The sequence below is a fragment of the Capnocytophaga canimorsus genome (genome assembly GCF_002302565.1).
Classification (GTDB): domain Bacteria; phylum Bacteroidota; class Bacteroidia; order Flavobacteriales; family Flavobacteriaceae; genus Capnocytophaga; species Capnocytophaga canimorsus.
The window spans coordinates 959,365-984,922 of record NZ_CP022382.1; the positions used below are offsets into that span (position 1 = coordinate 959,365).

At 37.5% G+C, this 25,558-nt stretch carries 21 protein-coding genes and 5 tRNA genes; 4 read left to right on the top strand and 22 right to left on the bottom strand.

All coding sequences use genetic code 11. The features are described 5' to 3' along the window. The first annotated feature begins 1 nt into the window (after position 1). The gene (locus CGC47_RS04175) at positions 2-382 is read left to right on the top strand and encodes a RidA family protein (RefSeq protein WP_013997779.1); all 381 of its coding nucleotides are present in this window, start codon (positions 2-4) and stop codon (positions 380-382) included. Positions 383-498: 116 nt separating this feature from the next. Here CGC47_RS04175 and nrdG read toward each other — a convergent pair whose 3' ends face one another. The 22 genes from nrdG to CGC47_RS04285 all read right to left on the bottom strand — a co-directional run bounded on the left by nrdG (position 499) and on the right by CGC47_RS04285 (position 22,887). Then, on the bottom strand, positions 499-972 hold the full coding sequence (nrdG, locus tag CGC47_RS04180; protein WP_042001608.1) for an anaerobic ribonucleoside-triphosphate reductase activating protein: 474 nt from the start codon (positions 970-972) through the stop codon (positions 499-501). Then, positions 953-2,743: an anaerobic ribonucleoside-triphosphate reductase gene (gene nrdD, locus CGC47_RS04185; protein ID WP_095900030.1), complete on the bottom strand. Its 1,791-nt coding sequence runs from the start codon at positions 2,741-2,743 to the stop codon at positions 953-955. The genes nrdG and nrdD overlap by 20 nt, the downstream gene beginning before the upstream one ends. A 345-nt stretch (positions 2,744-3,088) precedes the next feature. After that, positions 3,089-3,679, bottom strand: a complete 591-nt coding sequence (locus CGC47_RS04190; protein WP_042001605.1) for an HD domain-containing protein — start codon at positions 3,677-3,679, stop codon at positions 3,089-3,091. 64 nt (positions 3,680-3,743) lie between these two features. Further along, positions 3,744-5,807 (bottom strand): family 20 glycosylhydrolase, encoded by a 2,064-nt coding sequence (locus tag CGC47_RS04195; RefSeq protein ID WP_095900031.1) that lies wholly within the window; start codon positions 5,805-5,807, stop codon positions 3,744-3,746. A gap of 276 nt (positions 5,808-6,083) precedes the next feature. After that, a complete protein-coding gene (locus CGC47_RS04200; RefSeq protein ID WP_013997784.1) occupies positions 6,084-6,395 on the bottom strand; it encodes a DUF3467 domain-containing protein in 312 nt (103 codons plus the stop codon). Between the two features lie 3 nt (positions 6,396-6,398). Next, positions 6,399-10,688, bottom strand: coding sequence for a DNA-directed RNA polymerase subunit beta' (gene rpoC / locus CGC47_RS04205; protein WP_041913634.1), 4,290 nt, complete (start codon positions 10,686-10,688; stop codon positions 6,399-6,401). Positions 10,689-10,764: 76 nt separating this feature from the next. Continuing rightward, complete coding sequence (gene rpoB / locus CGC47_RS04210; protein WP_095900032.1) at positions 10,765-14,574, bottom strand: DNA-directed RNA polymerase subunit beta; 3,810 nt, start codon at positions 14,572-14,574, stop codon at positions 10,765-10,767. 204 nt (positions 14,575-14,778) lie between these two features. After that, positions 14,779-15,159 carry a 50S ribosomal protein L7/L12 gene (gene rplL / locus CGC47_RS04215; RefSeq protein ID WP_042001602.1) on the bottom strand — a complete coding sequence of 127 codons (381 nt, stop codon included), beginning with the start codon at positions 15,157-15,159 and terminating at the stop codon, positions 14,779-14,781. A gap of 51 nt (positions 15,160-15,210) precedes the next feature. Then, the gene (gene rplJ / locus CGC47_RS04220; RefSeq protein ID WP_013997789.1) at positions 15,211-15,726 is read right to left on the bottom strand and encodes a 50S ribosomal protein L10; all 516 of its coding nucleotides are present in this window, start codon (positions 15,724-15,726) and stop codon (positions 15,211-15,213) included. 23 nt (positions 15,727-15,749) lie between these two features. Continuing rightward, on the bottom strand, positions 15,750-16,439 hold the full coding sequence (rplA, locus tag CGC47_RS04225; RefSeq protein WP_013997790.1) for a 50S ribosomal protein L1: 690 nt from the start codon (positions 16,437-16,439) through the stop codon (positions 15,750-15,752). 11 nt (positions 16,440-16,450) lie between these two features. Then, positions 16,451-16,888 (bottom strand): 50S ribosomal protein L11, encoded by a 438-nt coding sequence (rplK, locus tag CGC47_RS04230; protein ID WP_042001598.1) that lies wholly within the window; start codon positions 16,886-16,888, stop codon positions 16,451-16,453. Positions 16,889-16,953: 65 nt separating this feature from the next. Next, positions 16,954-17,505 carry a transcription termination/antitermination protein NusG gene (gene nusG / locus CGC47_RS04235; protein ID WP_013997792.1) on the bottom strand — a complete coding sequence of 184 codons (552 nt, stop codon included), beginning with the start codon at positions 17,503-17,505 and terminating at the stop codon, positions 16,954-16,956. Between the two features lie 17 nt (positions 17,506-17,522). Further along, the gene (gene secE, locus CGC47_RS04240; RefSeq protein ID WP_042001683.1) at positions 17,523-17,711 is read right to left on the bottom strand and encodes a preprotein translocase subunit SecE; all 189 of its coding nucleotides are present in this window, start codon (positions 17,709-17,711) and stop codon (positions 17,523-17,525) included. Between the two features lie 23 nt (positions 17,712-17,734). Beyond that, positions 17,735-17,805: transfer RNA gene (locus tag CGC47_RS04245), tRNA-Trp, on the bottom strand. A 53-nt stretch (positions 17,806-17,858) separates the two neighbouring features. Further along, on the bottom strand, positions 17,859-19,046 hold the full coding sequence (gene tuf, locus CGC47_RS04250) for an elongation factor Tu (protein ID WP_041913636.1): 1,188 nt from the start codon (positions 19,044-19,046) through the stop codon (positions 17,859-17,861). Between the two features lie 60 nt (positions 19,047-19,106). Beyond that, positions 19,107-19,178 (bottom strand) — tRNA-Thr (locus tag CGC47_RS04255). Between the two features lie 12 nt (positions 19,179-19,190). Then, a tRNA-Gly gene (locus CGC47_RS04260) sits at positions 19,191-19,263 on the bottom strand. 10 nt (positions 19,264-19,273) lie between these two features. Continuing rightward, positions 19,274-19,355, bottom strand: a tRNA-Tyr gene (locus tag CGC47_RS04265). 35 nt (positions 19,356-19,390) lie between these two features. Continuing rightward, positions 19,391-19,464: transfer RNA gene (locus CGC47_RS04270), tRNA-Thr, on the bottom strand. A 133-nt stretch (positions 19,465-19,597) separates the two neighbouring features. Then, positions 19,598-20,473, bottom strand: a complete 876-nt coding sequence (locus CGC47_RS04275) for a lysophospholipid acyltransferase family protein (protein WP_081461662.1) — start codon at positions 20,471-20,473, stop codon at positions 19,598-19,600. Positions 20,474-20,519: 46 nt separating this feature from the next. Beyond that, complete coding sequence (gene eptA, locus CGC47_RS04280; protein WP_095900033.1) at positions 20,520-22,058, bottom strand: phosphoethanolamine--lipid A transferase EptA; 1,539 nt, start codon at positions 22,056-22,058, stop codon at positions 20,520-20,522. Then, entirely contained in the window at positions 22,039-22,887 is an 849-nt protein-coding gene (locus CGC47_RS04285; protein ID WP_095900034.1) for a phosphatase PAP2 family protein, read from the bottom strand. Before CGC47_RS04285 ends, eptA begins: the two co-directional genes overlap by 20 nt. Positions 22,888-23,100: 213 nt before the next feature. Here CGC47_RS04285 and CGC47_RS04290 point away from each other — a divergent pair, with 213 nt between their 5' ends. The 3 genes from CGC47_RS04290 (at position 23,101) to CGC47_RS04300 (ending at position 25,283) form a co-directional block, all read left to right on the top strand. Further along, the gene (locus tag CGC47_RS04290) at positions 23,101-23,754 is read left to right on the top strand and encodes an epoxyqueuosine reductase QueH (protein ID WP_042001596.1); all 654 of its coding nucleotides are present in this window, start codon (positions 23,101-23,103) and stop codon (positions 23,752-23,754) included. Between the two features lie 67 nt (positions 23,755-23,821). After that, positions 23,822-24,574, top strand: coding sequence for a tRNA pseudouridine(55) synthase TruB (gene truB, locus CGC47_RS04295; protein WP_095900035.1), 753 nt, complete (start codon positions 23,822-23,824; stop codon positions 24,572-24,574). Then, on the top strand, positions 24,540-25,283 hold the full coding sequence (locus CGC47_RS04300) for a hypothetical protein (protein WP_013997800.1): 744 nt from the start codon (positions 24,540-24,542) through the stop codon (positions 25,281-25,283). The genes truB and CGC47_RS04300 overlap by 35 nt, the downstream gene beginning before the upstream one ends. Positions 25,284-25,558: the final 275 nt, after the last annotated feature.

The window sequence follows — 25,558 nt, forward strand, 5'->3', positions numbered from 1 at the left end:
TATGAAAAAACAAATCATTTTTACAGAAAAAGCACCTGCTCCAATAGGTCCTTACAATCAAGCTGTTTTAGCGGGAAATACGTTATACGTTTCAGGACAAATCCCCGTTGACCCTCAAACAGGTGAAGTAGTAAAAGGCGTTGAAAAAGCGACCAAACAAGTAATGGAAAACTTAAAAGCGGTTTTGGAAGTTGCTGGAGCAACTTTTGAAAATGTAGTAAAAACGACCATTTTCTTAACCGATATGAACGATTTTGCTCAAGTAAATGCTATTTATGGTGAGTATTTTGATGATGCTACAGCCCCTGCTCGCGAAACAGTACAGGTAGCAAACTTACCCAAATTCGTAGAGGTAGAAATTTCGTGTATCGCTATTTTATAAAGTATAACCAAAAGCTTTCTTAAGCTACGATTTGAATATACCCCAAAAGTTAAAATTAATTTTGGGGTATATCTTTGAAATTATTTAGGTTTCTCCTTTTAGTAAATAAGGCTGGATTATTCCTTCCGAAAGAAATGGTTTAATATTTTTCCCGTTTTGATTTCTAACAGATGTTGGTTTGTGGTTTTGCTATCAAGTCCGCCTAATGAGGGAATCCATTTGCCTGTTTTGATGTAATCCAAACGCTCCAATAATTGTGGGTATTTTCGAGCTACCTGCTTGATGTTTAACCCCGTGTAAAGTGCTGTTTTTAAATTGTTTTCTTTTGCAATTGCAATAAATTTCAGCAGCTGATCAATATTCCATTCTCCTCCCATAAAAAGCACACAACTGATAGTTCCCTCATACTTTTCAATGAGTTTTTCCAACAAACTAAGCGTTAAAGGTTGTCCACAATTAGGATTCCAGATATGCTCAGAGTGGCACCCCTCACAAGCTAACGGACAACCCGTTATCGTAAAACAAAGCGAAATTTCATTAGGAACTTCCTGTAAAACAATATCATACTCGCTATATCGCAGTATTGCCATAATATCTTTTTTGAGCTTCCTTTTGTCTGTCTTTCGAGAAATTACTTACTTTTTTCAAATAACCAATGATGCGAGTAGCGTAATCAACATCGGTGGAATGACATTTTACACAATGGTCAGTGGTGTGTTTATTGATATAACCACAACTATTACAATAAGTTACTTTTACATTGAAACAGAAATAATTACAACCCGTTTTCGCAGCTACATTGAGTAGTTTCAAAAATCCTTCTTGGGTTGGATATTCTTCCAAATTGCAGTGATATGCCGAGCCTCCGTCCAAAAATTGGATATATTCGTGTCCGTGCATAAAGAATTTATCTATTATATTAACAGATTCATCTTCAACCACATAAAAATATGAATTATAGCAATCTCTCGGAACAAAAAGCCCATCAGATTTATCCCAATTGGCATTTTTCACACCCAAATTTTCAGCAGGAACAAACTCTGTATTAAACATATAGCCGTATTTTGCTTTGGCTTCCTTGTTCTTTTCGTAAATTAGCTTTAAATTTTTATTGACAAATGATTTATATTCCTCATTATCAGATATTTTTAACCCTAAGAATTCTGCTGCTTCCACCATTCCGTTAATTCCTATGGTAAGAAATTGTTTGTCAAGCGAAATAAATCCAGCATCATACACGGGAAGCATTTTAGCATCTTTATAATCCTGAATAATAGCACGATACGCAACCTGATATTTATGAATATTATCAATCATTTTTTCCAAAGAAAGCCCTTTTTGATACAATCGGTTCATATTAATGGTAATAACATTGATACTTCCTGTGGAAACGCCTCCCGCACCCAGCGAATAACTGAACGTATTGTCCGAAATTTCATTTCGCAAACGGCAACAACTCGCTAGAGAATCGGCATTATCGGACTGATAAATGAAAAATGCGTTTCCTTCGCTAAGTTCTTCGGCACAGAAGTTGGCAAAATTTTCATCGTGAACTCTTTTGTCCTTGGTTAGCATCGCCGCCGTAACCACAGGAAAAGTCAGAATGGCTTTTTTTCGTTCATTATTAAACCATTTCATAAAATATTTTTGGATTTTATCCAGCGATTCATAAATTGGTTTACTTCCGTCGGGGAAAACAAAATTCCCGAACATCGAATCGAAATAAGGTTTGTCGTACAAAGAAATATTCCAAAAAACAGATTGATAACCACGTGCCGCCGCAGGTTGATTGATAGCATACACCACGTGTTGCATTTCGTTTTCTACTATTTTTGTGTGTGTTTTTAGATAATCATTCCCGTAGTCTTTTCGAGCGAAATAGTCAAAATACATCAAAAATTCAACGGTTGCTACTGCTCCTGCAAATTGAGAAGATACTGAAAATAAGAAATTTACAAACGAGCCACAAAAACTCGCTAAATGCTTCGGAGCTTTGGATTCGCCACCAAGTTTCAACAGTCCATCAAGCAAGAGAGGATACATCGAAACGCTCACGCAATAAGGTTTCAGACTAGTTTCGTCGTGTACATAAATTTCGTGTTCTTCAATTTGCCTGATGTATTCATCGGCTAAATCCTGACCAAAAAGCTGAGCAATCTTGCGTGAAACCAACATTCTATTCACCTGAATATTAATATCTTTATTCAGTTCGGCTTCCATCGTAGCTATGTTTTTGTTAGAAACGTTAGCATTAGAATCAAACAAAGAACCACTCGCTGCATTTTGCGATGTTAGGTAATTCTCAATAAAATTACATTTCGTTTTTAGTTGTTCGGGCGTTAATTTTGTGAATTTTGACATAATAAATCGTTTTACAGATGAGATTATTCAAAGGTTAAGTCGATGCAAAATATAGTTAGTGGAAGTGATTCAATTTCTGAAATAGTCAGAAAATTACATTGCATTTTGTGATAAAACATACGACTAATCTTTCTTTAATCAAAGGATAAGAAAGGAAATTAGTAGTTGAATTATCACACTACGAAGCTATACAAATAAAAGACATATAAATCTTTAAATAAAGAATATTTATGCACAAACTTATCAACATTTGATAAAAAATCCGTAAAAACCAATGTATAACATTTGATTTCACGGATTGTATCTGGAACGAATTTATTATGTCTGAAGAAGAGAAAAAATAGATTATTTCACAATTTTTCCTTCTTCTAAGGCTTTTTGTAGCAAAACGTCAAAGGCTTCTCCTAAGGCTTCAGAAGCGCGTTTTACAGCATTTTCAATCACTTTACGTATTTGAGCTTCAGTAACGCCAGCCCCTCGCCAACTTTTTGCCTGAGTGTGGGTATTGAGTATAAAAGGAGTAATTCGATCTACGGCACAAGCGAAAATAGCATCGGGGGTTTGTGCGGCTTCAAATTCCAACCAAAGATTGAGAAATTCGCTTTGTAAGGGTTCGTCCAATATTCCAAAAATTCGTTTTGCAGAGGCTAATTCCCGTTCGTATTTGCCTTGCATTGCTTGTTCGTCAAAAGCGAAAGTATCCCCAGCGTCAATTTCCACCACATCGTGAATGGAAAGCATACGCACCACTTTTGCAAGGTCAATACGTTCTTTATTTTTGGCATACGGATACAAAATTTGAGCAAAAACCATTATTTGCCAACTATGTTCAGCGCTGTTCTCTCTGCGCGAATCGTCTGCGATGTAATTTCGGCGCTGTACGTTTTTTAGCGCATCAAGCGTTAAAATAAATTGAATTTCTTTTTCTAAAATCATTTATATTTGAATTGAGAGATATTTTTTTGAGGAAACATTCACCAAAGTTAGTAGTTAAAAAACATTATAATTTAATAACTTTCAAATTTTTAATTTTTCCTTGAAAACTTTTTTGGTTTGAACTTCCGATGTATTGCAATGGAAAAACAAGCGTTTGCTGAATGTAAATTTTATTTTTCCCATTGTTAGTGCTATATGTTTTGCCCTCTAGTCGTTCGGATTGTTTGCCATTGACGTAAAGTGAAGTTCCTTTGTAATCGCCTGAAATTCCGAGTTCATACCATTTTTCAAAATCGAATTTTTCTGCAAAATAGTAAGTATATCCGTCACGACTGAAACCTATTTGGAACTGATTGCGTTCTTTTTTTATAATAACTTTGCTGTCTCGCCCTTCAAAAAGAATTGCATCATCAATTGTTTTTGGGTTCAAAAATAGATTAAAATCCACACGATAATCGTATCCGATTTCTAAAATAGGTGTTTTGATAAAACTTTCTTCTGATTTGAAAACTAAAGAGTTATCCTTCTTGCTTATGCCGATTTTATTTTGTTGTAGTTCGTTATATCCGTTTTCGGACAAATCTCTTTCTTTCTTGCTGTTGAGGGCATAATGTATCACCAAATTAGTTTTGGAAGTCACTTTTCCGCTTAAATTAACCTGTGGAGCTTCTCCCATTCGGTCGGAAAGTTTTTTGAAAGTATCGAAATTGACTGAAGTGTTTCGTTTCCACATTTTCTCTGACAATACTTTTACCGCAGGAAGGGTGCGAATATGCACATCTTGCTGACTGATGCCATTACCGCAGTGGTCATTCCATACGGCAAACATTCCGCCAAGAAGCCCTTTTGTTCCTTCTGGAAGCGTTTCTTTCCGATTAACTTTTTCGGGTGTCCATTCTTCATAAAGCCATTTTTCATCAAGAAAATCACGATAATATCCCGCCGCAGGTACAATATAAAGCCACGTATCGCAGGTGGAAATGAGTTTGTAGCCCTCTTTGAGTGAAAGTTCAGGGTTAACCCAGTCGTACGACCAAGCATTTACTACTACATTTTCCGAATGTACGGGCGTTTCGCCTTTAAGCCAACGCAATCCGCCCCACATACGTACGTTTTTACCTAATTTTTGAATGTATTTGAGATATCTGTCCGTAAATTCACGATATTTTTCCGATTCGCCTTTGTCGTATTCGTCCGTCCCGATATGAACATCTGCACCCACAAAAACAGGATTTTCTCCACTCAAATATTCAGCATAAAGAGCATCGACAAACTTGTAAGTTTCAGGATGATACAAATCCAAATGGTCTCTACCGTATTTGTCACTTCCTATTTCAGGTTTGTAATGCGTAAAAGCCAGTGAATGAGCAGGTACGTCGATTTCAGGAATTACATTAACGCCGTAAAGCATTCCCATTTTTTGCAAATCGCGAAATTCATCTTTGGTATAATGTCCGTCTTTGGCAGCAAGTCCTGGGAAAACATCACTTTGCAGACGAAAAGCCGAATAGGTTTTGTCCCAATCATCATTATAAAAAACCTTGAAGCCATTGTCGTTCAGGTGAATTTGAAATTCGTTGATTTTGTAGTACGACAGAATTTTGATGTAATCTCTTAGATAATCAATAGTGAAGAATTTACGCCCAACATCGAGCATAAATCCACGATGAGAATACATCGGAAAATCATTAATTATTCCTTTTGGAAGACGATTTCCACCATTTTCGAGCATCTGCAAAAGTGTTCGAGTTGCCCAAAAGATGCCTTTTGTGCTTGAAGCAGTTACGATAATATTTTCATCAATATTGATGCGATAACCTTCTTCAGGGATTGCTGTTTCGCTACTCAACGTAAAGAAAATGGATTGGGGTTTTGCCTGAGCAAGTGTTACTGCTGTTCTAAAATTGTAAAGGCTTTGTAAGTCGTTGGAAAATACAGAAATATAACTTTCTAATTGTGGGAAATTTTTATCCACAATAAGCGGTGTATTTTCAGAAAAAGTAAAATACCCTGTTTTTCCTTCCCATTGCTGAATTGAAGGGATTACTTGCGGAGCCAAATTGGTTTGGGCCTTTAAACTTATAGCTACTAACAAGCTAAAAATGAATAATATTTTTTGTAGTTTCATAAGACATTTTTCAGTTTTTGGTTGATGAGCCACAAAGTTAATAAATTGAGGACAAGGAGCAAAGATTAAATACCCTTAGAGTTAAAAAAAACGTAAAACACCTAAATAAAAAATTAATTTTCAACTATTTGAAGTAAATGCATAAAGGTATTATTCCATTAAAAGTGATTGTATCGTTTTAAGGATTATCTATTTTCAATAGCTTTAAATTCGTCCTTACTCAAAAAAGTAGCGGCTACCTAAATTAGGTAGCCGCTATTGGTTTTATCTTACATATTAAGCCTCTCCTTGCAATCCAAAAAGCGGAATGGCAGATTGTTGCTCTTGCTCAACAATAGTTCCGTGAGCTTTTTCAAAGCGCTGAATGTTTTCAGCAAGTGCACCAAGCAAACGCTTAGCGTGTTGAGGAGTTAGTATTACCCGACTTCTTACACGAGCCTTAGGTACACCTGGCATAACGTTAATAAAATCAACTACAAATTCTGAAGGCGAATGATTTATGACTGCCAAATTTGAGTACACTCCATCGGCTGTTTTTTCATCCAATTCAATACTTAACTGTCCTTCCTTTTGAGTTAAATCTTCCATAGATTATTTCGTTTTTTTCTTTTCATTGGCGCTTTCCAATTCCGCCTTTGAACCTACAATAATCTTTTCATAACGTTTCATACCTGTTCCAGCAGGAATTCTGTGACCAACAATCACATTCTCTTTCAAGCCATCAAGGGTATCTACTTTTCCGCTTACAGCTGCTTCATTCAACACTTTAGTAGTTTCTTGGAACGATGCCGCAGAGATGAACGACTTGGTTTGCAGAGAAGCTCTTGTAATCCCTTGCAATACAGGCATTGCCGTTGCTGGAATAACATCTCGGGCAATTACCAAATTTTTATCAGCACGTTTAAGCAGTGAATTTTCATCACGCAACTGACGAAGCGATACAATTTGCCCTGGTTTTAAATGTTCGGAATCTCCAGCATCTTCCACCACTTTTTTACCGAATAGCTTATCGTTTTCTTCAATAAAATCGTCTTTATGAGCCAATTGTCCTTCAAGGAATAAAGTATCACCTGGGTCTTGAATTTCCACTTTACGCATCATTTGACGCACCACTACCTCAAAATGCTTATCATTGATTTTTACCCCTTGCAAACGATATACTTCTTGCACTTCATTTACCAAATACTGCTGAACGGCAGAAGGTCCTTTGATGTTCAAAATATCATCAGGAGTTACAGAGCCGTCAGAAAGAGGCATACCTGCACGTACATAGTCGTTTTCTTGTACCAAAATTTGATTGGATAGCTTCACCAAATACTTACGTACCTCTCCTAATTTGGATTCGATGATGATCTCTCGATTTCCTCGCTTGATTTTACCGAAAGAAACCACCCCATCAATTTCGGACACCACGGCTGGATTGGAAGGATTACGTGCTTCAAAAAGCTCGGTTACCCTTGGTAAACCTCCGGTAATATCCCCAGATTTAGCTGACTTACGCGGAATTTTAACCAATACTTTTCCTTCCTTAATTTTAACTCCGTCATCTACCATCAAATGAGCACCCACAGGCAAAGTGTATGAACGCAAGGTTTCGCCTGATTTATCTTGAATTAAGAGCGTAGGAACCAAACGTTTGTTTCTTGACTCTACGATTACTTTCTCTTGGAAACCAGTTTGTTCGTCAATCTCAATTTGGTAAGTTACCCCTTGTTCAATACCTTCGTAAGCGATTTTACCCGAAAACTCGGAAATAATCACCGCATTATACGGATCCCATTGGCAAAGAACATCTCCTTTTTTGATTTCTTGTTTGTCTTTTACAAAAATATGAGCCCCATAAGGGATATTATGCGTATTGAGTATCATTCCTGATTTAGGCTCAATCACTTTCAGTTCCGAAGTACGTGAAATGACCACATCTACTGGATTACCTTCAGCGTCTTCGCCTTTTACCACACGCAAATCATCAATTTCAAGCACCCCGCTAAAACGAGCCTCTAATTTATTTTCTTCAGAAATATTTCCTGCAATACCTCCCACGTGGAACGTTCTCAAAGTCAACTGTGTACCTGGCTCACCGATAGATTGTGCAGCAACTACCCCAACAGCTTCACCAATTTGAACCATTTTTCCTGTAGAAAGATTTCGTCCGTAACATTTAGCACAAATTCCGTGTTTTGCCTCACAAGTAAGTGCCGAGCGTACCTCTACCGTTTCAATAGGTGCTTCGTTTAATTTAGCCACCATTTTTTCGGTAATTTCTTCTCCTGCAGGAATTATCAATTCATCGGTCAACGGATTATAAACATCGTGAAGTGATACACGCCCCAAAACACGTTCTCCTAGAGTTTCAACTACCTCTTCATTTTTCTTAAGTGCTTGAACTTCAACCCCTCGAAGTGTACCACAATCTTCTGAATTGATAATTACGTCCTGTGAAACATCTACCAAACGACGTGTTAAATATCCAGCATCAGCAGTTTTCAAAGCGGTATCGGCAAGACCTTTACGAGCACCGTGTGTTGAAATAAAGTATTCCAAGATAGATAACCCTTCTTTAAAGTTCGACAAGATTGGGTTTTCGATAATTTCTCCACCTCCTGCAGTTGACTTTTTCGGTTTTGCCATAAGTCCGCGCATCCCCGTAAGCTGACGAATCTGTTCTTTCGAACCCCTCGCCCCTGAGTCCAACATCATATATACGGAGTTAAACCCTTGCTGGTCTTCACTAATACGCTTCATTGCAAGTTCAGTTAGCATAGAGTTTGTAGAAGTCCAAACATCAATTACTTGATTATAACGCTCGTTATTGGTAATCAGACCCATATTATAGTTCATCATAATATTCTCTACCTGAGCGTTAGCTTCCTCAATCATAATGTTTTTCTCTTGGGGAACGATAATATCTCCTAAACTGAACGACAACCCACCTTGGAAAGCAAACTTATATCCCATATCCTTGATTTTATCCAAGAAATCAGAAGTTACAGGAATGCTAGTGGATTTCAAAATATGCCCAATAATGTCACGCAATGATTTTTTGGTTAAAACCTCATTGATATAACCTGCTTCTTTGGGTACTACTTCGTTGAAAAGCACTCTACCTGTAGTGGTTTCCAACACTTTATACACTTCTTTTCCGTTCTCATCTAAGTCGCGTACACGAACTTTGATGAAAGCATTCAAATTCAGTTTTTTCTCATTATAAGCGATATTGACTTCTTCAGCAGAATAGAAAGTTAAACCTTCTCCCTTTATGGGATGTTCTGGTGTAGAACGTCTGCCCTTGGTCATATAATAAAGCCCCAAAACCATATCTTGCGAAGGTACAGTAATTGGCGAACCATTGGCTGGGTTGAGGATATTGTGTGAAGCCAACATCAAAAGTTGAGCCTCCAAAATAGCCTCTGGACCTAAAGGTAAATGCACCGCCATTTGGTCACCGTCAAAGTCCGCATTAAACGCCGTACACACCAATGGATGCAACTGAATTGCCTTACCTTCAATCAATTTAGGTTGGAAAGCTTGAATACCCAATCGGTGCAAAGTGGGAGCACGGTTGAGAAGAACTGGGTGACCCTTGATTACATTATCCAAGATATCCCAAACTACGGGTTCTTTTTTATCAATAATTTTTTTGGCAGATTTAACCGTTTTTACAATTCCTCTTTCAATCAACTTACGGATAACGAAAGGCTTGTAAAGCTCAGCCGCCATATTTTTAGGAAGCCCACACTCGTACAATTTCAATTCAGGACCTACAACAATTACCGAACGTGCTGAATAATCCACACGTTTTCCGAGCAAGTTCTGACGGAAGCGTCCTTGTTTTCCTTTTAGGGAATCAGAAAGTGATTTTAGCGGACGATTTGATTCAGTTTTTACAGCTGAAGATTTACGAGTATTGTCAAACAACGAATCTACCGACTCTTGTAACATACGTTTTTCGTTACGTAAGATTACCTCTGGAGCTTTGATTTCCATAAGTCGTTTCAAACGATTATTACGGATAATCACACGACGATACAAATCGTTCAAATCGGAAGTAGCAAAACGCCCTCCGTCTAACGGAACTAACGGACGTAATTCAGGCGGAATTACCGGAATTACCTTCATTATCATCCATTCAGGTTTATTTTCACGATTGTTTTTCGCTTCACGGAAAGCTTCTACTACTTGTAAACGCTTGAGAGCCTCTGTTTTACGTTGTTTTGAGCTTTCGTTATTCGCTTTGTGACGCAAATCATACGAAAGTTCATCTAAATCCAACCTCTGGAGCAAATCCAACAAACACTCTGCACCCATTTTTGCCACAAATTTGTTGGGGTCAGTATCTTCTAAATACTGATTTTCAACGGGGAGAGTTTCCATAATGCTTAGGTACTCCTCTTCGGTTAAGAAATCCAGCGGTTGAATATCCTCTCCATCAAGTCCTTTGGCAATACCTGGTTGAATCACTACGTAACGTTCGTAGTAAATAATCATATCCATCTTTTTAGATGGTAATCCTAACAAATATCCTATTTTATTGGGTAGTGAGCGGAAATACCAAATATGAGCAATTGGCACCACCAAATTGATATGCCCTACCCTATCACGACGTACCTTTTTCTCAGTTACCTCTACTCCACAACGATCGCAAACAATCCCTTTATAACGAATGCGTTTGTATTTTCCACAAGCACATTCATAATCTTTTACAGGTCCGAAAATACGTTCACAAAATAATCCGTCTCTTTCGGGCTTGTGTGTACGGTAGTTAATCGTTTCTGGTTTTAAAACCTCTCCTCGAGAAGCCGCCAAAATGGACTCGGGGGAAGCTAACCCTATTGAAATTTTATCGAATTTCGAAACAGTTGTATTTTTATCTCTTGCCATACTATATGGTTGTAAAAATTTTTGAAACCGACTGTGAACTTCACAAAAGCTCACAGTCTTTTATTTGGGTATATAATTACTCTTCTAAACGGATATCTAAACCAAGACCTTTAAGCTCGTGCATCAATACATTGAATGACTCTGGCAATCCTGGTTCAGGCATTGGCTCACCTTTAACGATAGCCTCGTAAGTTTTAGCTCTTCCGATAACATCGTCAGATTTTACGGTCAAGATTTCACGCAAGGTACTCGAAGCCCCGTAAGCCTCTAAAGCCCAAACCTCCATCTCTCCGAAACGCTGACCTCCGAATTGAGCCTTACCTCCGAGTGGTTGCTGTGTAATAAGCGAGTAAGGTCCGATAGAACGTGCGTGCATCTTGTCATCAATCATATGTCCGAGTTTAATCATATAGATAACCCCAACAGTTGCAGGTTGGTCAAAACGCTCACCTGTTCCACCGTCATACAAGTAAGTATGCCCAAAACGTGGAACCCCTGCTTTATCAGTAAGTTCGTTAATTTGCTCTAACGAAGCTCCATCAAAAATTGGGGTAGCATATTTCTGACCTAATTTTTGACCTGCCCAACCAAGCACCGTTTCATAAATCTGACCGATATTCATACGTGAAGGTACCCCAAGTGGGTTTAGTACAATATCCACAGGTGTTCCGTCTTCCAAGAAAGGCATATCCTCATCACGTACGATTCGGGCAACAATACCTTTATTTCCGTGACGACCCGCCATTTTATCTCCAACTTTCAGCTTACGTTTTTTAGCGATGTAAATCTTAGCCAATTTCATTACCCCAGCAGGTAACTCATCCCCTACAGAAATGGTAAATTTATCACGACGTAAAGCACCTTGCAAATCGTTTAATTTGATTTTATAATTATGCAACAAGTCATCAATCAAGGCATTAGCTCGGTCATCTGATGTCCATCCCCCAGAAACCAAATGAGCATAATCCTCAATGCCGTGTAACATTTTTTGGGTATATTTCTTTCCTTTAGGAATGATTTCTTCTCCTAAATCATTAACCACTCCTTGTGCTGTTTTTCCGTTAACCAAGGTAAATAGCTTATCTACCAATTTATCTTTAAGTACTTGGAATTTAGCACTATAACTAGCTTCAAGCGTAGCTATTTCTTCTTTATCTTTACCTCGTTTGCGCTTGTCTTTGATGGCACGAGAGAACAATTTTTTGTCAATTACCACTCCGTGAAGTGAAGGTGAGGCTTTAAGTGATGCATCTTTCACATCACCTGCTTTGTCTCCGAATATAGCACGAAGTAATTTTTCTTCTGGCGTTGGGTCAGATTCTCCTTTAGGAGTGATTTTACCAATAAGAATATCACCAGGGCGAACCTCGGCACCGATACGAATCATACCGTTTTCATCTAAATCCTTGGTTGCATCTTCAGAAACATTCGGGATATCATTGGTAAGTTCCTCAGCCCCTAATTTGGTATCACGAACATCCATCGAATATTCGTCAATATGAATGGATGTGAATATGTCTTCACGAACCACACGTTCAGAAATTACTATCGCATCTTCAAAGTTATATCCTTTCCAAGGCATAAAAGCCACTTTCATATTTCTACCCAAAGCTAACTCACCTTGCTGGGTGGCATATCCTTCACAAAGTACCTGTCCTTTAGTTACGCGATCACCTTTACGAACGATTGGTTTAAGGTTGATACAAGTACCTTGGTTGGTTTTACGGAATTTTATCAAATCATAGGTTTTGGCATCTTCTTCAAAACTTACCAAACGCTGATCGTCTGTTCTGTCATAAGTGATGATAATTTTATCAGCATCTACATAATCAACGGTTCCTTCTCCTTCAGCATTCATCAGTACTCGTGAATCAGAGGCCACACGGCGCTCCAATCCAGTCCCAACAATCGGAGATTCAGGCTTCAATAAAGGAACTGCCTGACGCATCATATTCGAGCCCATCAACGCACGGTTCGCATCATCGTGCTCTAGGAAAGGAATTAATGAAGCTGAAATAGAGGCAATTTGATTCGGAGCCACGTCAATGAAATCTACTTGGTTAGGGTCAATAACTGGAAAATCTCCTTCTTCTTTAACAACCACTTTTTCATCAAGAATCACCCCATTGTCATCCATATTGATATTTGCCATACCAATCATTTTGCCTTCTTCTTCTTCGGCACTAAGATAGGTCATATCAGTCAAATCAACCTTTCCATCAACAACTCTGCGATAAGGTGTTTCAATAAAGCCCATTCCATTTACTTTTGAGAACACGGCTAAGGAAGAAATCAAACCGATATTTGGTCCCTCAGGAGTTTCGATCGGACATAGACGACCATAGTGTGTATAGTGAACGTCACGAACCTCAAAACCGGCACGCTCACGCGAAAGTCCTCCAGGTCCTAAGGCAGATAATCTTCGCTTATGTGTAATTTCAGCCAATGGATTGGTTTGATCCATAAACTGAGAAAGCTGATTTGTCCCAAAGAATGAGTTAATTACAGAAGATAATGTTTTAGCATTGATCAAATCAATAGGAGTAAACACCTCATTATCACGAACATTCATACGTTCACGAATTGTACGTGCCATACGAGAAAGCCCCACACCAAACTGAGCGGAAAGTTGCTCACCTACTGTACGCACACGGCGGTTTGAAAGGTGATCAATATCATCAATCTCTGCTTTGGAGTTAATCAACTCAATCAGATATTTTACAATGGTTATGATATCTTCTTTGGTTAGCACCTGCTTATCTTCAGGAATATCTAACCCTAATTTTTTGTTCATTCGGTAACGACCTACATCACCTAAGTTGTAACGTTGGTCAGAGAAGAACAATTTATCAATAATACCACGAGCAGTTTCCTCATCGGGTGGTTCTGCATTACGAAGCTGACGATAAATATGTTCAACTGCCTCTTTTTCAGAGTTTGTTGGATCTTTCTGTAATGTGTTATGGATAATGGTATAATCAACAGCGTGGTTATCTTCTTTATGTAAAAGAATAGTTTTAACGTCTGCTTCAACGATTTCCTCAATATTATCTTTATCTAATATGGTGTCCCTATCCAAAATAATTTCATTACGCTCGATAGATACTACCTCTCCGGTATCTTCATCTACGAAATCTTCGTGCCAAGTATTTAGCACACGAGCCGCCAATCGACGTCCTAAATATTTTTTCAATCCTGTTTTGGAAACTTTGATTTCTTCTGCCAAATCAAAAATTTCCAATATATCTTTATCCCGTTCAAAGCCAATCGCACGGAAAAGCGTTGTCACAGGAAGTTTTTTCTTTCTATCAATGTACGCATACATCACATTGTTAATGTCTGTTGCGAATTCAATCCACGATCCCTTAAACGGAATGATTCTTGCTGAATACAGCTTGGTTCCGTTAGCGTGGAATGACTGCCCAAAGAACACCCCTGGCGAACGATGTAATTGGGAAACAATAACGCGTTCAGCACCATTAATTACGAATGTTCCGCTGGAAGTCATATAGGGAACCGTCCCCAAATACACGTCCTGAACGATAGTTTCAAAATCTTCGTGTTCAGGGTCCGTACAATACAATTTCAACCTTGCTTTCAAAGGTACACTATAGGTTAACCCACGCTCTATACATTCTTGAATGGAATAACGAGGCGGATCAATAAAATAGTCCAGAAACTCAAGAACAAACTGGTTACGAGTGTCTGTGATAGGAAAATTTTCCTTAAACGTGTTGTATAAACCTTCATTCCCTCTCTCGTCTGATTTGGTTTCCAACTGAAAAAAGTCTTGGAAAGATTTGATTTGTATATCCAAGAAATCGGGATAGTCTGGCGTATGTTTTGCGGAAGCAAAATTGATTCTTGCAGTTTGATTTGTTGACATTTACTTCTTGTTTTTAAATTTTTAAATCATTTAAAAAAAATGATATTTTTAAGGTTTCCCAAATGAATCTAACTACGATTTATTTTAGGATATGTGCTTGTGTTTATTTGTAAAATACCCATATTTTAGGTATTTATACGCAAAATGGTTTAGGTCTATTCCGCATCGGAAAAGACCTAAACCTTATATAAAAAGCCAGTAAAATTATTTAAGCTCAACTTCAGCTCCTGCTTCTTCTAAAGCTTTTTTAAGACCTTCTGCCTCATCTTTAGAAACACCTTCTTTCAATGTTGAAGGAGCACCGTCAACTAGTTCTTTAGCCTCTTTAAGACCTTGTCCAGTCAATTCTTTAACCAACTTAACAACAGCCAATTTAGAAGCTCCTGCTGATTTTAGAACTACTGTAAATTCTGTTTTTTCTTCAGCAGTAGCTGCATCAGCTCCGCCACCAGCTACACCAGCAACTGCAACTGCAGCTGCAGCTGGCTCAATACCATATTCGTCTTTCAAGATTTGAGCAAGCTCATTTACTTCTTTAACTGTCAAGTTTACTAATTGTTCTGCGAAATTTTTTAAATCTGCCATTTCTATCGTTTTTTAAAAAGTTTGTTTATAAATTATTTTTGTGCGTTCAAATTACTTTTCAGATAATGTTTTGATAATTCCTGCCAATTTTCCACCTCCTGATTTAAGAGCTGAAATAACATTTTTAGCAGGCGATTGCAACAATCCAATGATATCTCCAATAACTTCTTCTTTTGATTTGATAGAAGCCAAAGTTTCCAACTGATTATCACCAATGAAAATTGCTTCTTCAATGAAAGCACCTTTCAAAATCGGCTTATCTGATTTCTTTCTAAATTCTTTGATTAACTTAGCAGGAGCATTACCTACCTCAGCATACATTAAAGAAGTATTTCCTTTAAGTACTTTAGGTAAATCTCCAAACTCTTTTTCTGAAGCCTCCATCGCCTTTGCAAGCAAGGAATTCTTCACTACTGCTAATTTGATATTTGCCTTGAAACAAGCTCTACGTAAGTTAGTTGTTGTTTCAGCATTCAAACCAGTTAGATCAGCAACATAAATAACATTATTTTCAGCTAACTGTGCAGTTAAATTCTCTATTACTAATGATTTTTCTTCTCTAGTCATCTCTGTCTGTTTTTAACTACCAATTAAACTGCTTTCGGATCAACAGGAACACTTGGGCTCATTGTTGTTGACAAGTAAATAGACTTAACATAAGTTCCCTTAGCTGCCGTTGGTTTTAATTTAATTAACGTTTGAATCAACTCTGTTGCATTATCAACGATTTTCTCTGGAGTAAATGATACCTTGCCTATTCCAGCATGAACAATACCGGTTTTATCTACACGGAAATCAATTTTACCAGCTTTCACTTCTTGAACTGCTTTCCCGATTTCCATAGTTACAGTACCTGTTTTAGGGTTAGGCATCAAACCACGAGGACCTAAAACGCGCCCAAGAGGACCTAATTTACCCATAACGCTCGGCATAGTAACAATTACATCTACGTCCGTCCAACCGTCTTTAATTTTTTGCAAATACTCATCTAAACCTACATAATCTGCCCCTGCAGCTTTAGCTTCCGCTTCTTTATCTGGAGTAACCAATGCAAGTACTCTTACATCTTTACCTGTTCCGTGAGGAAGCGTAACCACACCACGTACCATTTGATTTGCCTTACGAGGGTCAACTCCTAAACGAACTGCAATATCTACAGATGCATCAAATTTGGTGTAGGTAATTTCTTTCAATAATTGAGAAGCCTCACTAATGGTGTACAATTTGTTGTAATCAACTTTTGATAAAGCCTCTTTGTGTTTCTTTGTCAATTTTGCCATAATTTCTCAGATTAAAAAGGTTTATCACCAGTTACCGTTATACCCATAGAACGAGCTGTTCCTGCTACCATACTCATTGCTGATTCGATTGTAAAAGCATTTAAGTCGGGCATTTTGTCTTCTGCTATTGCTTTCACCTGATCCCAAGTGATGCTAGCTACTTTCTTACGGTTAGGTTGACCTGAACCTCCTTTAACCTTAGCGGCTTCCAACAGCTGAACTGCAGCAGGTGCGGTTTTAACGACAAAATCAAATGATTTGTCTTTGTACACGGTAATAACCACGGGAACTATTTTCCCTTGTTTGTCCTGCGTACGCGCATTGAACTGCTTACAGAACTCCATAATGTTAACACCGGCAGCACCTAATGCGGGTCCAATTGGTGGCGAAGGATTCGCTTGACCTCCCCGAGCTTGTAGTTTAACTACTTTACTAATTTCTTTTGCCATTGTTTATTATTGATTAAAAAAATAAAAGTGTAAATATTAAAAACTACACTTTTGGGTTTTCTTTTTTATACTTTTTCTACTTGCATATAGCTAAGTTCTAATGGGGTTTTCCTTCCGAAAATTTTAACCATAACTTCCAATTTTCGTTTTTCTTCATTGACCTTTTCTACAGTACCTGTAAAGCCATTGAAAGGACCATCTACCACCTTAACTGTTTCTCCTACTACGTAAGGAATAGCCACTGCATCTACCTTTTCGGAAAGTTCATCTACCTTACCAAGCATTCGGTTTACTTCAGATTTGCGTAAAGGCACAGGGTCACCTCCTTTAGTTTCCCCTAAAAAACCAATAACACCTGGTATAGATTTGATGATATGCCCAATCTCACCTCCGAGATTAGCTTTAACCATTACATAACCTGGAAAATATACCCTTTCCTTGTTAATCTTTTTACCATCACGAACCTGAACCACCTTCTCAGTAGGCACTAAAACTTCTTCTACATAGTCAGCATATCCCAATCGAGATACTTCGTTTTCTATATAATTTTTAACTTTGTTTTCTTGTCCGCTTACAGCTCTGACAACGTACCATTTTTTCTCCAATATTCCTGACATTGTACCTTAGCTTAAGCTTATTTTTTCATAAAGTTAAAATACATTCCCATCAACTTTTCGAAAGAAGAATCAATACCCCAAATTAAAAGTGAAAATAGAACCGTGAATACCACAACTACAACCATCAGCCTTTGTGCTTCGGCAAGCGATATCCAAGTTACGTGGTTTTTTAGTTCTTCGTATGATTCTTTTATGTAGTTTATCATTTTCTTTTGTACTTTTCGCTTTGCACGGGTGGAGAGATTCGAACTCCCATCAACGGTTTTGGAGACCGCTATTCTACCCTTGAACTACACCCGTTTGTAAAGGAGTTTTAAGAAAACTCAAAACTCCTTGTTTATGATAAAATATTCTTAGTCAAGAATTTCAGTTACCTGACCAGCACCTACTGTACGACCTCCTTCACGGATAGCAAAACGAAGACCTACGTTAAGAGCAATTGGTTGCAACAATTCAACAGTGATTGTCAAGTTGTCACCAGGCATAACCATCTCAACTCCTTCAGGTAAAGATATAGTACCTGTTACGTCAGTCGTACGAACATAGAATTGAGGACGATAGTTGTTGTGGAATGGAGTGTGACGTCCACCTTCTTCTTTACTCAAGATATACACCTCAGCTTTAAATTTAGCGTGCGGTTTCACTGAACCTGGTTTACAGATAACCATACCACGTTTGATTTCAGTTTTATCGATACCTCTTAACAACAAACCAACGTTATCACCTGCTTCACCACGGTCAAGGATTTTACGGAACATCTCAACTCCTGTAATTGTAGAAGTCAATTTTTTATCTCCCATACCGATGATCTCAACAGCATCACCTGTTTTAGCAACCCCAGTTTCGATACGTCCTGTAGCTACTGTTCCACGACCTGTAATGGTAAACACGTCCTCAATTGGCATCAAGAAAGGCTTATCAACATCACGCTGAGGAAGCTCAATCCAACTATCAACAGCATCCATCAATTTCATTACAGTATCTACCCATTGAGGCTCTCCATTCAACGCTCCTAGAGCAGAACCTTGAACGATAGGACCATTATCTCCATCATATCCGTAAGAAGACAACAAGTCCCTCATTTCCATTTCAACAAGCTCCAACAACTCAGCATCGTCAACCATATCCACCTTGTTCATAAACACAACAATTCTTGGAATACCTACCTGACGACCCAAAAGAATGTGCTCACGAGTTTGAGGCATAGGACCATCAGTAGCAGCAACCACTAAGATAGCACCGTCCATTTGAGCAGCACCAGTAATCATATTTTTAACGTAATCCGCGTGACCAGGACAGTCAACGTGCGCATAGTGACGAGTAGCTGTTTGATACTCAACGTGTGAGGTATTGATAGTAATACCACGCTCTTTTTCTTCAGGAGCGTTATCGATTGAATCGAAGCTTCTTGCTTCAGAAAGACCCGCCTCAGCCAATACTTTAGTAATAGCAGCTGTCAATGTTGTTTTACCGTGATCCACGTGTCCAATAGTACCAATATTTAAGTGGGGCTTTGAACGATCAAAAGTTTCCTTTGCCATGATAAATAAATTTTAAAATCTTAGTTATATAAAAGTGTATTATGTGTGTACTAAACTACGAGCCAATGACGAGATTTGAACTCGTGACCTCTTCCTTACCAAGGAAGCGCTCTACCCCTGAGCTACACCGGCTTTTATATTTTGAGCGGGAGACGAGGTTCGAACTCGCGACATTCAGCTTGGAAGGCTGACGCTCTACCAACTGAGCTACTCCCGCATTTTTGTAGTGGGAAGAGCAGGATTCGAACCTGCGAAGACATAGTCAGCAGATTTACAGTCTGCCCTCGTTGGCCGCTTGAGTATCTTCCCAATAACTTATAAAACAATTTAATTATGAACTTTTGAGCCGATAGAGGGATTCGAACCCACGACCCCGAGATTACAAATCACGTGCTCTGGCCAACTGAGCTATATCGGCTTTTACATCAAAAACACCCTCATTATTTGGATATTTCTAACGGACTGCAAATGTACACAAAAAATCTTTGCTACAAAATTTTTTTTAAACTTTTTTAATCAAACAACGTTTTTTATACTCTTTTCAAAGGAAATTATTCCCGATCGCCGTGCTTCATTATTCTTTTTAGGCGCTTGCTTTCTTGTTTTTGTTTCTTTTTGATTTTATCCAAATTGTAATACCTGAGTTCGTTTAAAGCCTCTTGTTCTTTAATTTCCTCTTGTGACATCACTTTCAAAAAAGACGGGTGTTGTTCAATAGCCATCTCTACCTGTTCAACAATATGCTCTATGGTATCGTTTTCATAATCTAATTGCAAAGGTGGTTTTATCACCATTGATTGTAATATTCCTTTCTTCTTTATAGCAATTCCCTTTTTATCAAAAGAACGCCGAAATCCGTCAATGACAATAGGCACCACAATAGGTTTGTACTGCTTAATGATGTGAGCCGTTCCTTTACGGATAGGCTTCCAAGGAGTAGTAGTGCCTTGCGGAAAGGTAATTACCCAACCATCATTAAGTGCTACCCCTATCTTATCCACCTCATTGAGATTCACCTCACGACTGATTTCTTTGCCTTTCTCTCTCCAAGTACGACTAACACTTATGGCTCCAGCATACGCCAAAATTTTTGGAAGCCAACCTGACTTCATCGTTTCGGAAGCTGCAACGTAATAAATATTAAGCTTGGGTTGCCACAAATAACCGATATTTTTAATGGAATCTGTTCTTCCTTTTAAACTGGCATTAAAAACGTGGAACATTGCCACTACATCAGCAAAATAAGTTTGGTGGTTGGAAATAAAAAGCACACCATTTTGAGGCAAACTACGTATGATTTCAGAGCCTTCAATACGCAATTCGTTAAATCCTCGGTAACGACTGTGAGTCATCAACCCGAAAACGCGGATAATCCATTTTTTTATCCATAAAATATGTCCGAAAGGATTCTTTCTAAATATTCCCATCATCAAAAATAAATCTTGTAAATTACGGATTGGTCATTCAATAATTTTAGTCAAAAATGCTCATTTGCTCATTATATATAGGACTTTCAACAGAGAGAAAATCCATAACACTATGAAAAACGTGATGTTGTGACAATTCTTTAAAAGATTTTAGTGATTTGGAATTTTCGGACATCCAAACAATAAACGGAATTTCGTACTGTTCTTTAGGAGCAAAAATCATTGGTGCTCCGTGCATATACAAATTCTTTTCTCCCAAAGATTCGCCGTGGTCAGACACATAAATCATCGTGCTTTTATAGTCGGGCAATTGCTTTAAATTTTCAATAATGCTGTGTAAAATATAATCCGTATAAACAATAGTATTATCATAAGCATTCATAAGGGCTTGGGAAGAACAATTTGCCAACTCAACACTAGCACAAACAGGAGTGAAATGCTCAAAACGTGACGGATATTTTTTACTATAAGTAGGTCCGTGGCTGGTACTGGTGTGTAAAATCAATAATATTTTGTTTTTAGTGCTTGACAAAATCTGCTCTTTAAGATGGTTAAGAAGAACTCCGTCATAATTACAGTCCTCGCCTTGACAATCAGCCCTCAAATCCCTCGCTTCTTGATATTTTTCAATATGTATAGGAGGTTCACCAGAATTATTGGTACGCCAAACCACCTCCACATCGTTACGATGTAAGTAATTAGGTAATATTTCATACAAATCATCGGTATTTTGATACTCCAATATGCATTTGACCCCAGCGGTGGTGTAAGTGTCGCAAGAGGTGGCAGGAAAATGAAATACATTTTCGGTTTTTGAAAGCAACGGATTGGTGTTTTTTTCATATCCGTAGAGTGAAAAATTTTGGCTTCGTGCGGACTCTCCAATAACTAAAACAACTACCGATTTTTCATCATTGGTAATCTTAGCATCGGGCAATAAAATCTCTTTTTGATTTTGTTGATACTTATGCACATAAAATAGAGTCGTGTTTACGGTATATGACCACGGCATAGCCAGTCCGCCAAGGTATTTCGAGTTATGGTCAATCCACAGCCAATTCACACTATTGGCAAAAACCATCACCACCATAAACAACAAGGTAAAGCCAATGTTAAGCAAAAACCGTTTCAGTTTGGGTTTAATAACACTTGCTTTTAATACATATATCGCAGGTAAAATCCCTAAAAATATAAAGTATAATACCATTTTAAATGAAAAGAAACTGCTTGACTCTTCATAGTTCGTATTGAGCACATTACCTATCATACTTTCATCAACAATAATTCCGTAGGTATTCACAAAATACACCGCAATGGCATTGAGCAGAAAAAACAACACCAATAAGAATTTGCCTAATCTTCTAGAAATAAAAAACAACAAATAAAAGGCAAAAGCATTAGCTATAATCATCAGAATGATTAGGCTAACAACCATAAGCATACCGCTAAATGAGGTGTAGTCAATTTTTTCAAATACATACTTGAAAAAAGGATAATGATACAAAATAAAATTCAATACACTCAATACCAACACAAAACGAAGTAGCGGTACATTGTTAGTCCATTTATTGATTTTTTTTAACATAAAATTTTATCATTAAGTACAACGAAACTATCAAACTAATTAGTGGAAAGTAAAAAACAACAAGGTGTTCTTGCATTATCTTAACACTCATAAAAACAACACTCCCTAAAAACAATAACATAAAAAACGGATAGCTTTTTGAGGAGGATACCCAACCGAAAAGTCTGTACTTGACGCTTGAACGAATACCAATCACACCAGAGATATATCCTAAAATACTTCCTATAAGGACGTCTGTCGGATGATGTGCACCTACTCCAATCCGAGTGGTTGCTAAAACAATTCCAACAAACAAGAGCACCAAAAAATAAGCTACTTTAAAAAAAGATGAACGTCCCTGAGGTATAAAAGCGAACATCAGTACAGTTAGCACGGTAAATATGGTTATAGAATGCCCTGAAGGAAAGCTGGAATACCCCACTAAAGTTTCTCCAACAATATTGACGCTTTCCTCCCCATAAAAAGTAACAGGGCGAGGAACATCAAAAAACGATTTTAACCCCTTTGAAAACAATAAAGATACCAATGATGCAACTAGCAAGGCTTCCCAAATTTTTGGTGTATACATCAAAAAAACACTTAATAAAGCAAGTGCCACAAAAGCATCGCCAAGTTGTGTTAGGTTATATTCCAAGCTCGGGAATTGGGAAAGTTGTTCATTCATCAAATGAAAAACTTCTTGTTGCACACTCACGTACGATATTGGTCCTTGCCAGTAGAGAAAAACAATCACGGCAACAACAATCAGTAATGGAATAAGTACAAAAGAGGCTCTTACCTTTGTATAATTACGTATTACTTGGTTATTTGCTGATTCTTTAAAAACCACATTTGCTTATTTTGAATATTTCGGCGACAAATATAAGAAAAATAAAAGCAATCGATTTATGACTCAAGTCAAACGCAAGTTAAACACAATATATTTTTTAGTTTTTTATCATTCAATATTAAAAATAATTTTACCAATTTCACTCCAAATATAGCTTACATCAAATGTGAATTGAAAAAAAATTACTTTATTTGCAAAAAAATAAAAGAGAAAATGACTTTAATTCGTGAGAAATTAGCTCTTCCTAATGATGGCAAAAAACTGCTATTACACTCTTGCTGTGCCCCTTGTTCGGGAGAGGTAATGGAGGCAATCCAAGCTTCGGGTATTGAGTTTACCATATTTTTCTACAACCCAAATATTCATCCTTTGAAAGAATATGAAATCAGGAAAGAGGAGAACATTCGCTTTGCTGAAAAATGCAATATCCCTATCATTGATGCTGATTATGATGTAGATAACTGGTACGAACGTGCCAAAGGAATGGAAATGGAACCCGAAAGAGGCATTCGCTGTACGATGTGCTTTGATATGCGTTTTGAGCGTACAGCTTTGTATGCTTATGAAAATGGTTTTGATACCATTACAAGTTCGCTGGGGATTTCGCGTTGGAAGAATTTTGACCAAATCAACGACTGTGGCATTCGAGCTGCAGAAAAGTACGAAGGAATAACCTATTGGACACACAATTGGCGAAAAAAAGGAGGTTCTGCCCGAATGCTTGAAATTAGCAAACGAGAGCAATTCTATATGCAAGAATATTGCGGTTGTGCTTATTCATTGCGTGATACGAACAAATGGAGACTTGAAAACGGACGAGAACGCATCAAAATTGGAGTAAAATATTACGGTGTTGATGATAATTAATTTTTGTAAACAAAACATTATCAAATAATAAAAAAATACAACTTACATCTATTAAGTTTTTAAATATATGACAGAACATTTTTTAACTCCTGAGCAACTTCTTGAAGGTCAAATTTTACTGATTGACAAGCCTTTACATTGGTCTTCATTTCAGGCGGTTAATAAAATTAAATGGTCTATTATAAAAAACTACAAACTAAAAAAAATTAAAATAGGACACGCTGGAACTTTAGATCCTCTCGCTTCGGGTTTGCTTGTCATTTGCACGGGAAAATTCACCAAAAAAATTACCGAATTTCAAGACGCTCTAAAAACCTACACAGGAACCATCCGATTGGGGGCAACCACTTCGTCATTCGATTTGGAAACAGAAATTGAGCAAACCTTTCCGATAGCACATATTACTCCCGAATTGATTGAGCAAGTCCGTCAGCAATTTATAGGAGAAATAGAGCAAACTCCGCCCGTATTTTCTGCTATAAAAAGAGAAGGAAAAAGGCTTTACGAATTGGCTCGTGAAGGAGAGGAAACCATAGAAGTTCCTAAGCGAATCGTTCAAATACAGCAATTTAATATTGATATTAGCCAATTCCCTGATATTGATTTTGAGGTAGTTTGCAGTAAGGGAACTTACATTCGTTCTTTAGCGAATGATTTAGGAAAAGCCTTGCAAAGTGGTGCTCATTTGATTGCTTTGAGGCGTACAAGAATTGGTGATTTTTTGGTTGAAAATGCCCTTTCTCCTGATGAATTTATACAAAAATACATTCCTAAAAGAGAAACAAATGAGAAAAACAAAAAGGTACTTCAAAGCGATTAAACGCTTTATCAATGAAATACCACGTGTGGATAAAGCAATCATCCTCACGCTTTTATGTATGTTCTTTTGTATCCTATCCCTTTCTCTGCTTCAACTTAAAAGTGTTGCTAACGAAATTATGTTGGAGATGATAACCACCAATGAACCCTTTACCGACATTGAAAAAGTTTTAGAACAAGAGCAAACACAAGAAGAAACTGTAACACAAAATACCAAAATTACCACACAGGCTTTCAATGAAGCCGACCGAAAACTAATCCACTCGGAAGAAGCTTTCAAAACTTTAGATGAAATCTTACAAGAGAGAGCTATGGCTGAAGCAGCAGAAAAATTACTTTCGGCACAAAGCGATGCTTCTTTAAGTAGCTTAGAAGAAGTGAAACTCAAAATAACACCCCCCATAAATAACAACGACAACAGAGTAAATAAAAACAGCTTGGTTAAATTCGCTTTGGAAGGAAGAAATCCGAGGGGCGACTTGCCCAACCCTATCTTTACCTGTGAGGCTTCGGGCAGAATCGTTATAAACATCAAAGTAAACCGCTACGGCGAAGTTATTGAAACAGCTTTTAATCAAGCGAGTTCTTCCTCTTCCAACGGTTGCCTAATTGAAAATGCTTTAAACTACGCTCAACAAGCCCGATTTAATAGCATTACTGAAAACAAAGAACAAATCGGAACCATCACTTACTATTTCCAAGGGAAGTAAAACATAAAGGTATATTTGAGCTTTTTAAACTATTTGAGTTTCAAAAAAAAATCATATAATTCAAGTTATTAGTGTAAAATCATTGAAATAAAAACTCTATTTAAAAACGAAATATTTATCTTTGGGAAGATTATTCAATTTGTAAAAAATATGCCAACCGTTAATAAAATTTGTTTTTTTGTAGCTTTGTTTCTCTCCTTTTTTTTACTAACCTTTTGCCAAAGCAAAGAAAAGGTATATGCGGACTATTACAATTTTGAAGTATTAAGTTTGGA

Excerpts from the sequence above, each read along its gene's own strand:
- CGC47_RS04175 (WP_013997779.1), top strand. The coding sequence starts at position 2 with ATGAAAAAACAAATCATTTTTACAGAAAAAGCACCTGCTCCAATAGGT.
- nrdG (WP_042001608.1), bottom strand. The coding sequence starts at position 972 with ATGGCAATACTGCGATATAGCGAGTATGATATTGTTTTACAGGAAGTT.
- nrdD (WP_095900030.1), bottom strand. The coding sequence starts at position 2,743 with ATGTCAAAATTCACAAAATTAACGCCCGAACAACTAAAAACGAAATGT.
- CGC47_RS04190 (WP_042001605.1), bottom strand. The coding sequence starts at position 3,679 with ATGATTTTAGAAAAAGAAATTCAATTTATTTTAACGCTTGATGCGCTA.
- CGC47_RS04195 (WP_095900031.1), bottom strand. The coding sequence starts at position 5,807 with ATGAAACTACAAAAAATATTATTCATTTTTAGCTTGTTAGTAGCTATA.
- CGC47_RS04200 (WP_013997784.1), bottom strand. The coding sequence starts at position 6,395 with ATGGAAGATTTAACTCAAAAGGAAGGACAGTTAAGTATTGAATTGGAT.
- rpoC (WP_041913634.1), bottom strand. The coding sequence starts at position 10,688 with ATGGCAAGAGATAAAAATACAACTGTTTCGAAATTCGATAAAATTTCA.
- rpoB (WP_095900032.1), bottom strand. The coding sequence starts at position 14,574 with ATGTCAACAAATCAAACTGCAAGAATCAATTTTGCTTCCGCAAAACAT.
- rplL (WP_042001602.1), bottom strand. The coding sequence starts at position 15,159 with ATGGCAGATTTAAAAAATTTCGCAGAACAATTAGTAAACTTGACAGTT.
- rplJ (WP_013997789.1), bottom strand. The coding sequence starts at position 15,726 with ATGACTAGAGAAGAAAAATCATTAGTAATAGAGAATTTAACTGCACAG.
- rplA (WP_013997790.1), bottom strand. The coding sequence starts at position 16,439 with ATGGCAAAATTGACAAAGAAACACAAAGAGGCTTTATCAAAAGTTGAT.
- rplK (WP_042001598.1), bottom strand. The coding sequence starts at position 16,888 with ATGGCAAAAGAAATTAGTAAAGTAGTTAAACTACAAGCTCGGGGAGGT.
- nusG (WP_013997792.1), bottom strand. The coding sequence starts at position 17,505 with ATGTCAGGAATATTGGAGAAAAAATGGTACGTTGTCAGAGCTGTAAGC.
- secE (WP_042001683.1), bottom strand. The coding sequence starts at position 17,711 with ATGATAAACTACATAAAAGAATCATACGAAGAACTAAAAAACCACGTA.
- tuf (WP_041913636.1), bottom strand. The coding sequence starts at position 19,046 with ATGGCAAAGGAAACTTTTGATCGTTCAAAGCCCCACTTAAATATTGGT.
- CGC47_RS04275 (WP_081461662.1), bottom strand. The coding sequence starts at position 20,473 with ATGGGAATATTTAGAAAGAATCCTTTCGGACATATTTTATGGATAAAA.
- eptA (WP_095900033.1), bottom strand. The coding sequence starts at position 22,058 with ATGTTAAAAAAAATCAATAAATGGACTAACAATGTACCGCTACTTCGT.
- CGC47_RS04290 (WP_042001596.1), top strand. The coding sequence starts at position 23,101 with ATGACTTTAATTCGTGAGAAATTAGCTCTTCCTAATGATGGCAAAAAA.
- truB (WP_095900035.1), top strand. The coding sequence starts at position 23,822 with ATGACAGAACATTTTTTAACTCCTGAGCAACTTCTTGAAGGTCAAATT.
- CGC47_RS04300 (WP_013997800.1), top strand. The coding sequence starts at position 24,540 with ATGAGAAAAACAAAAAGGTACTTCAAAGCGATTAAACGCTTTATCAAT.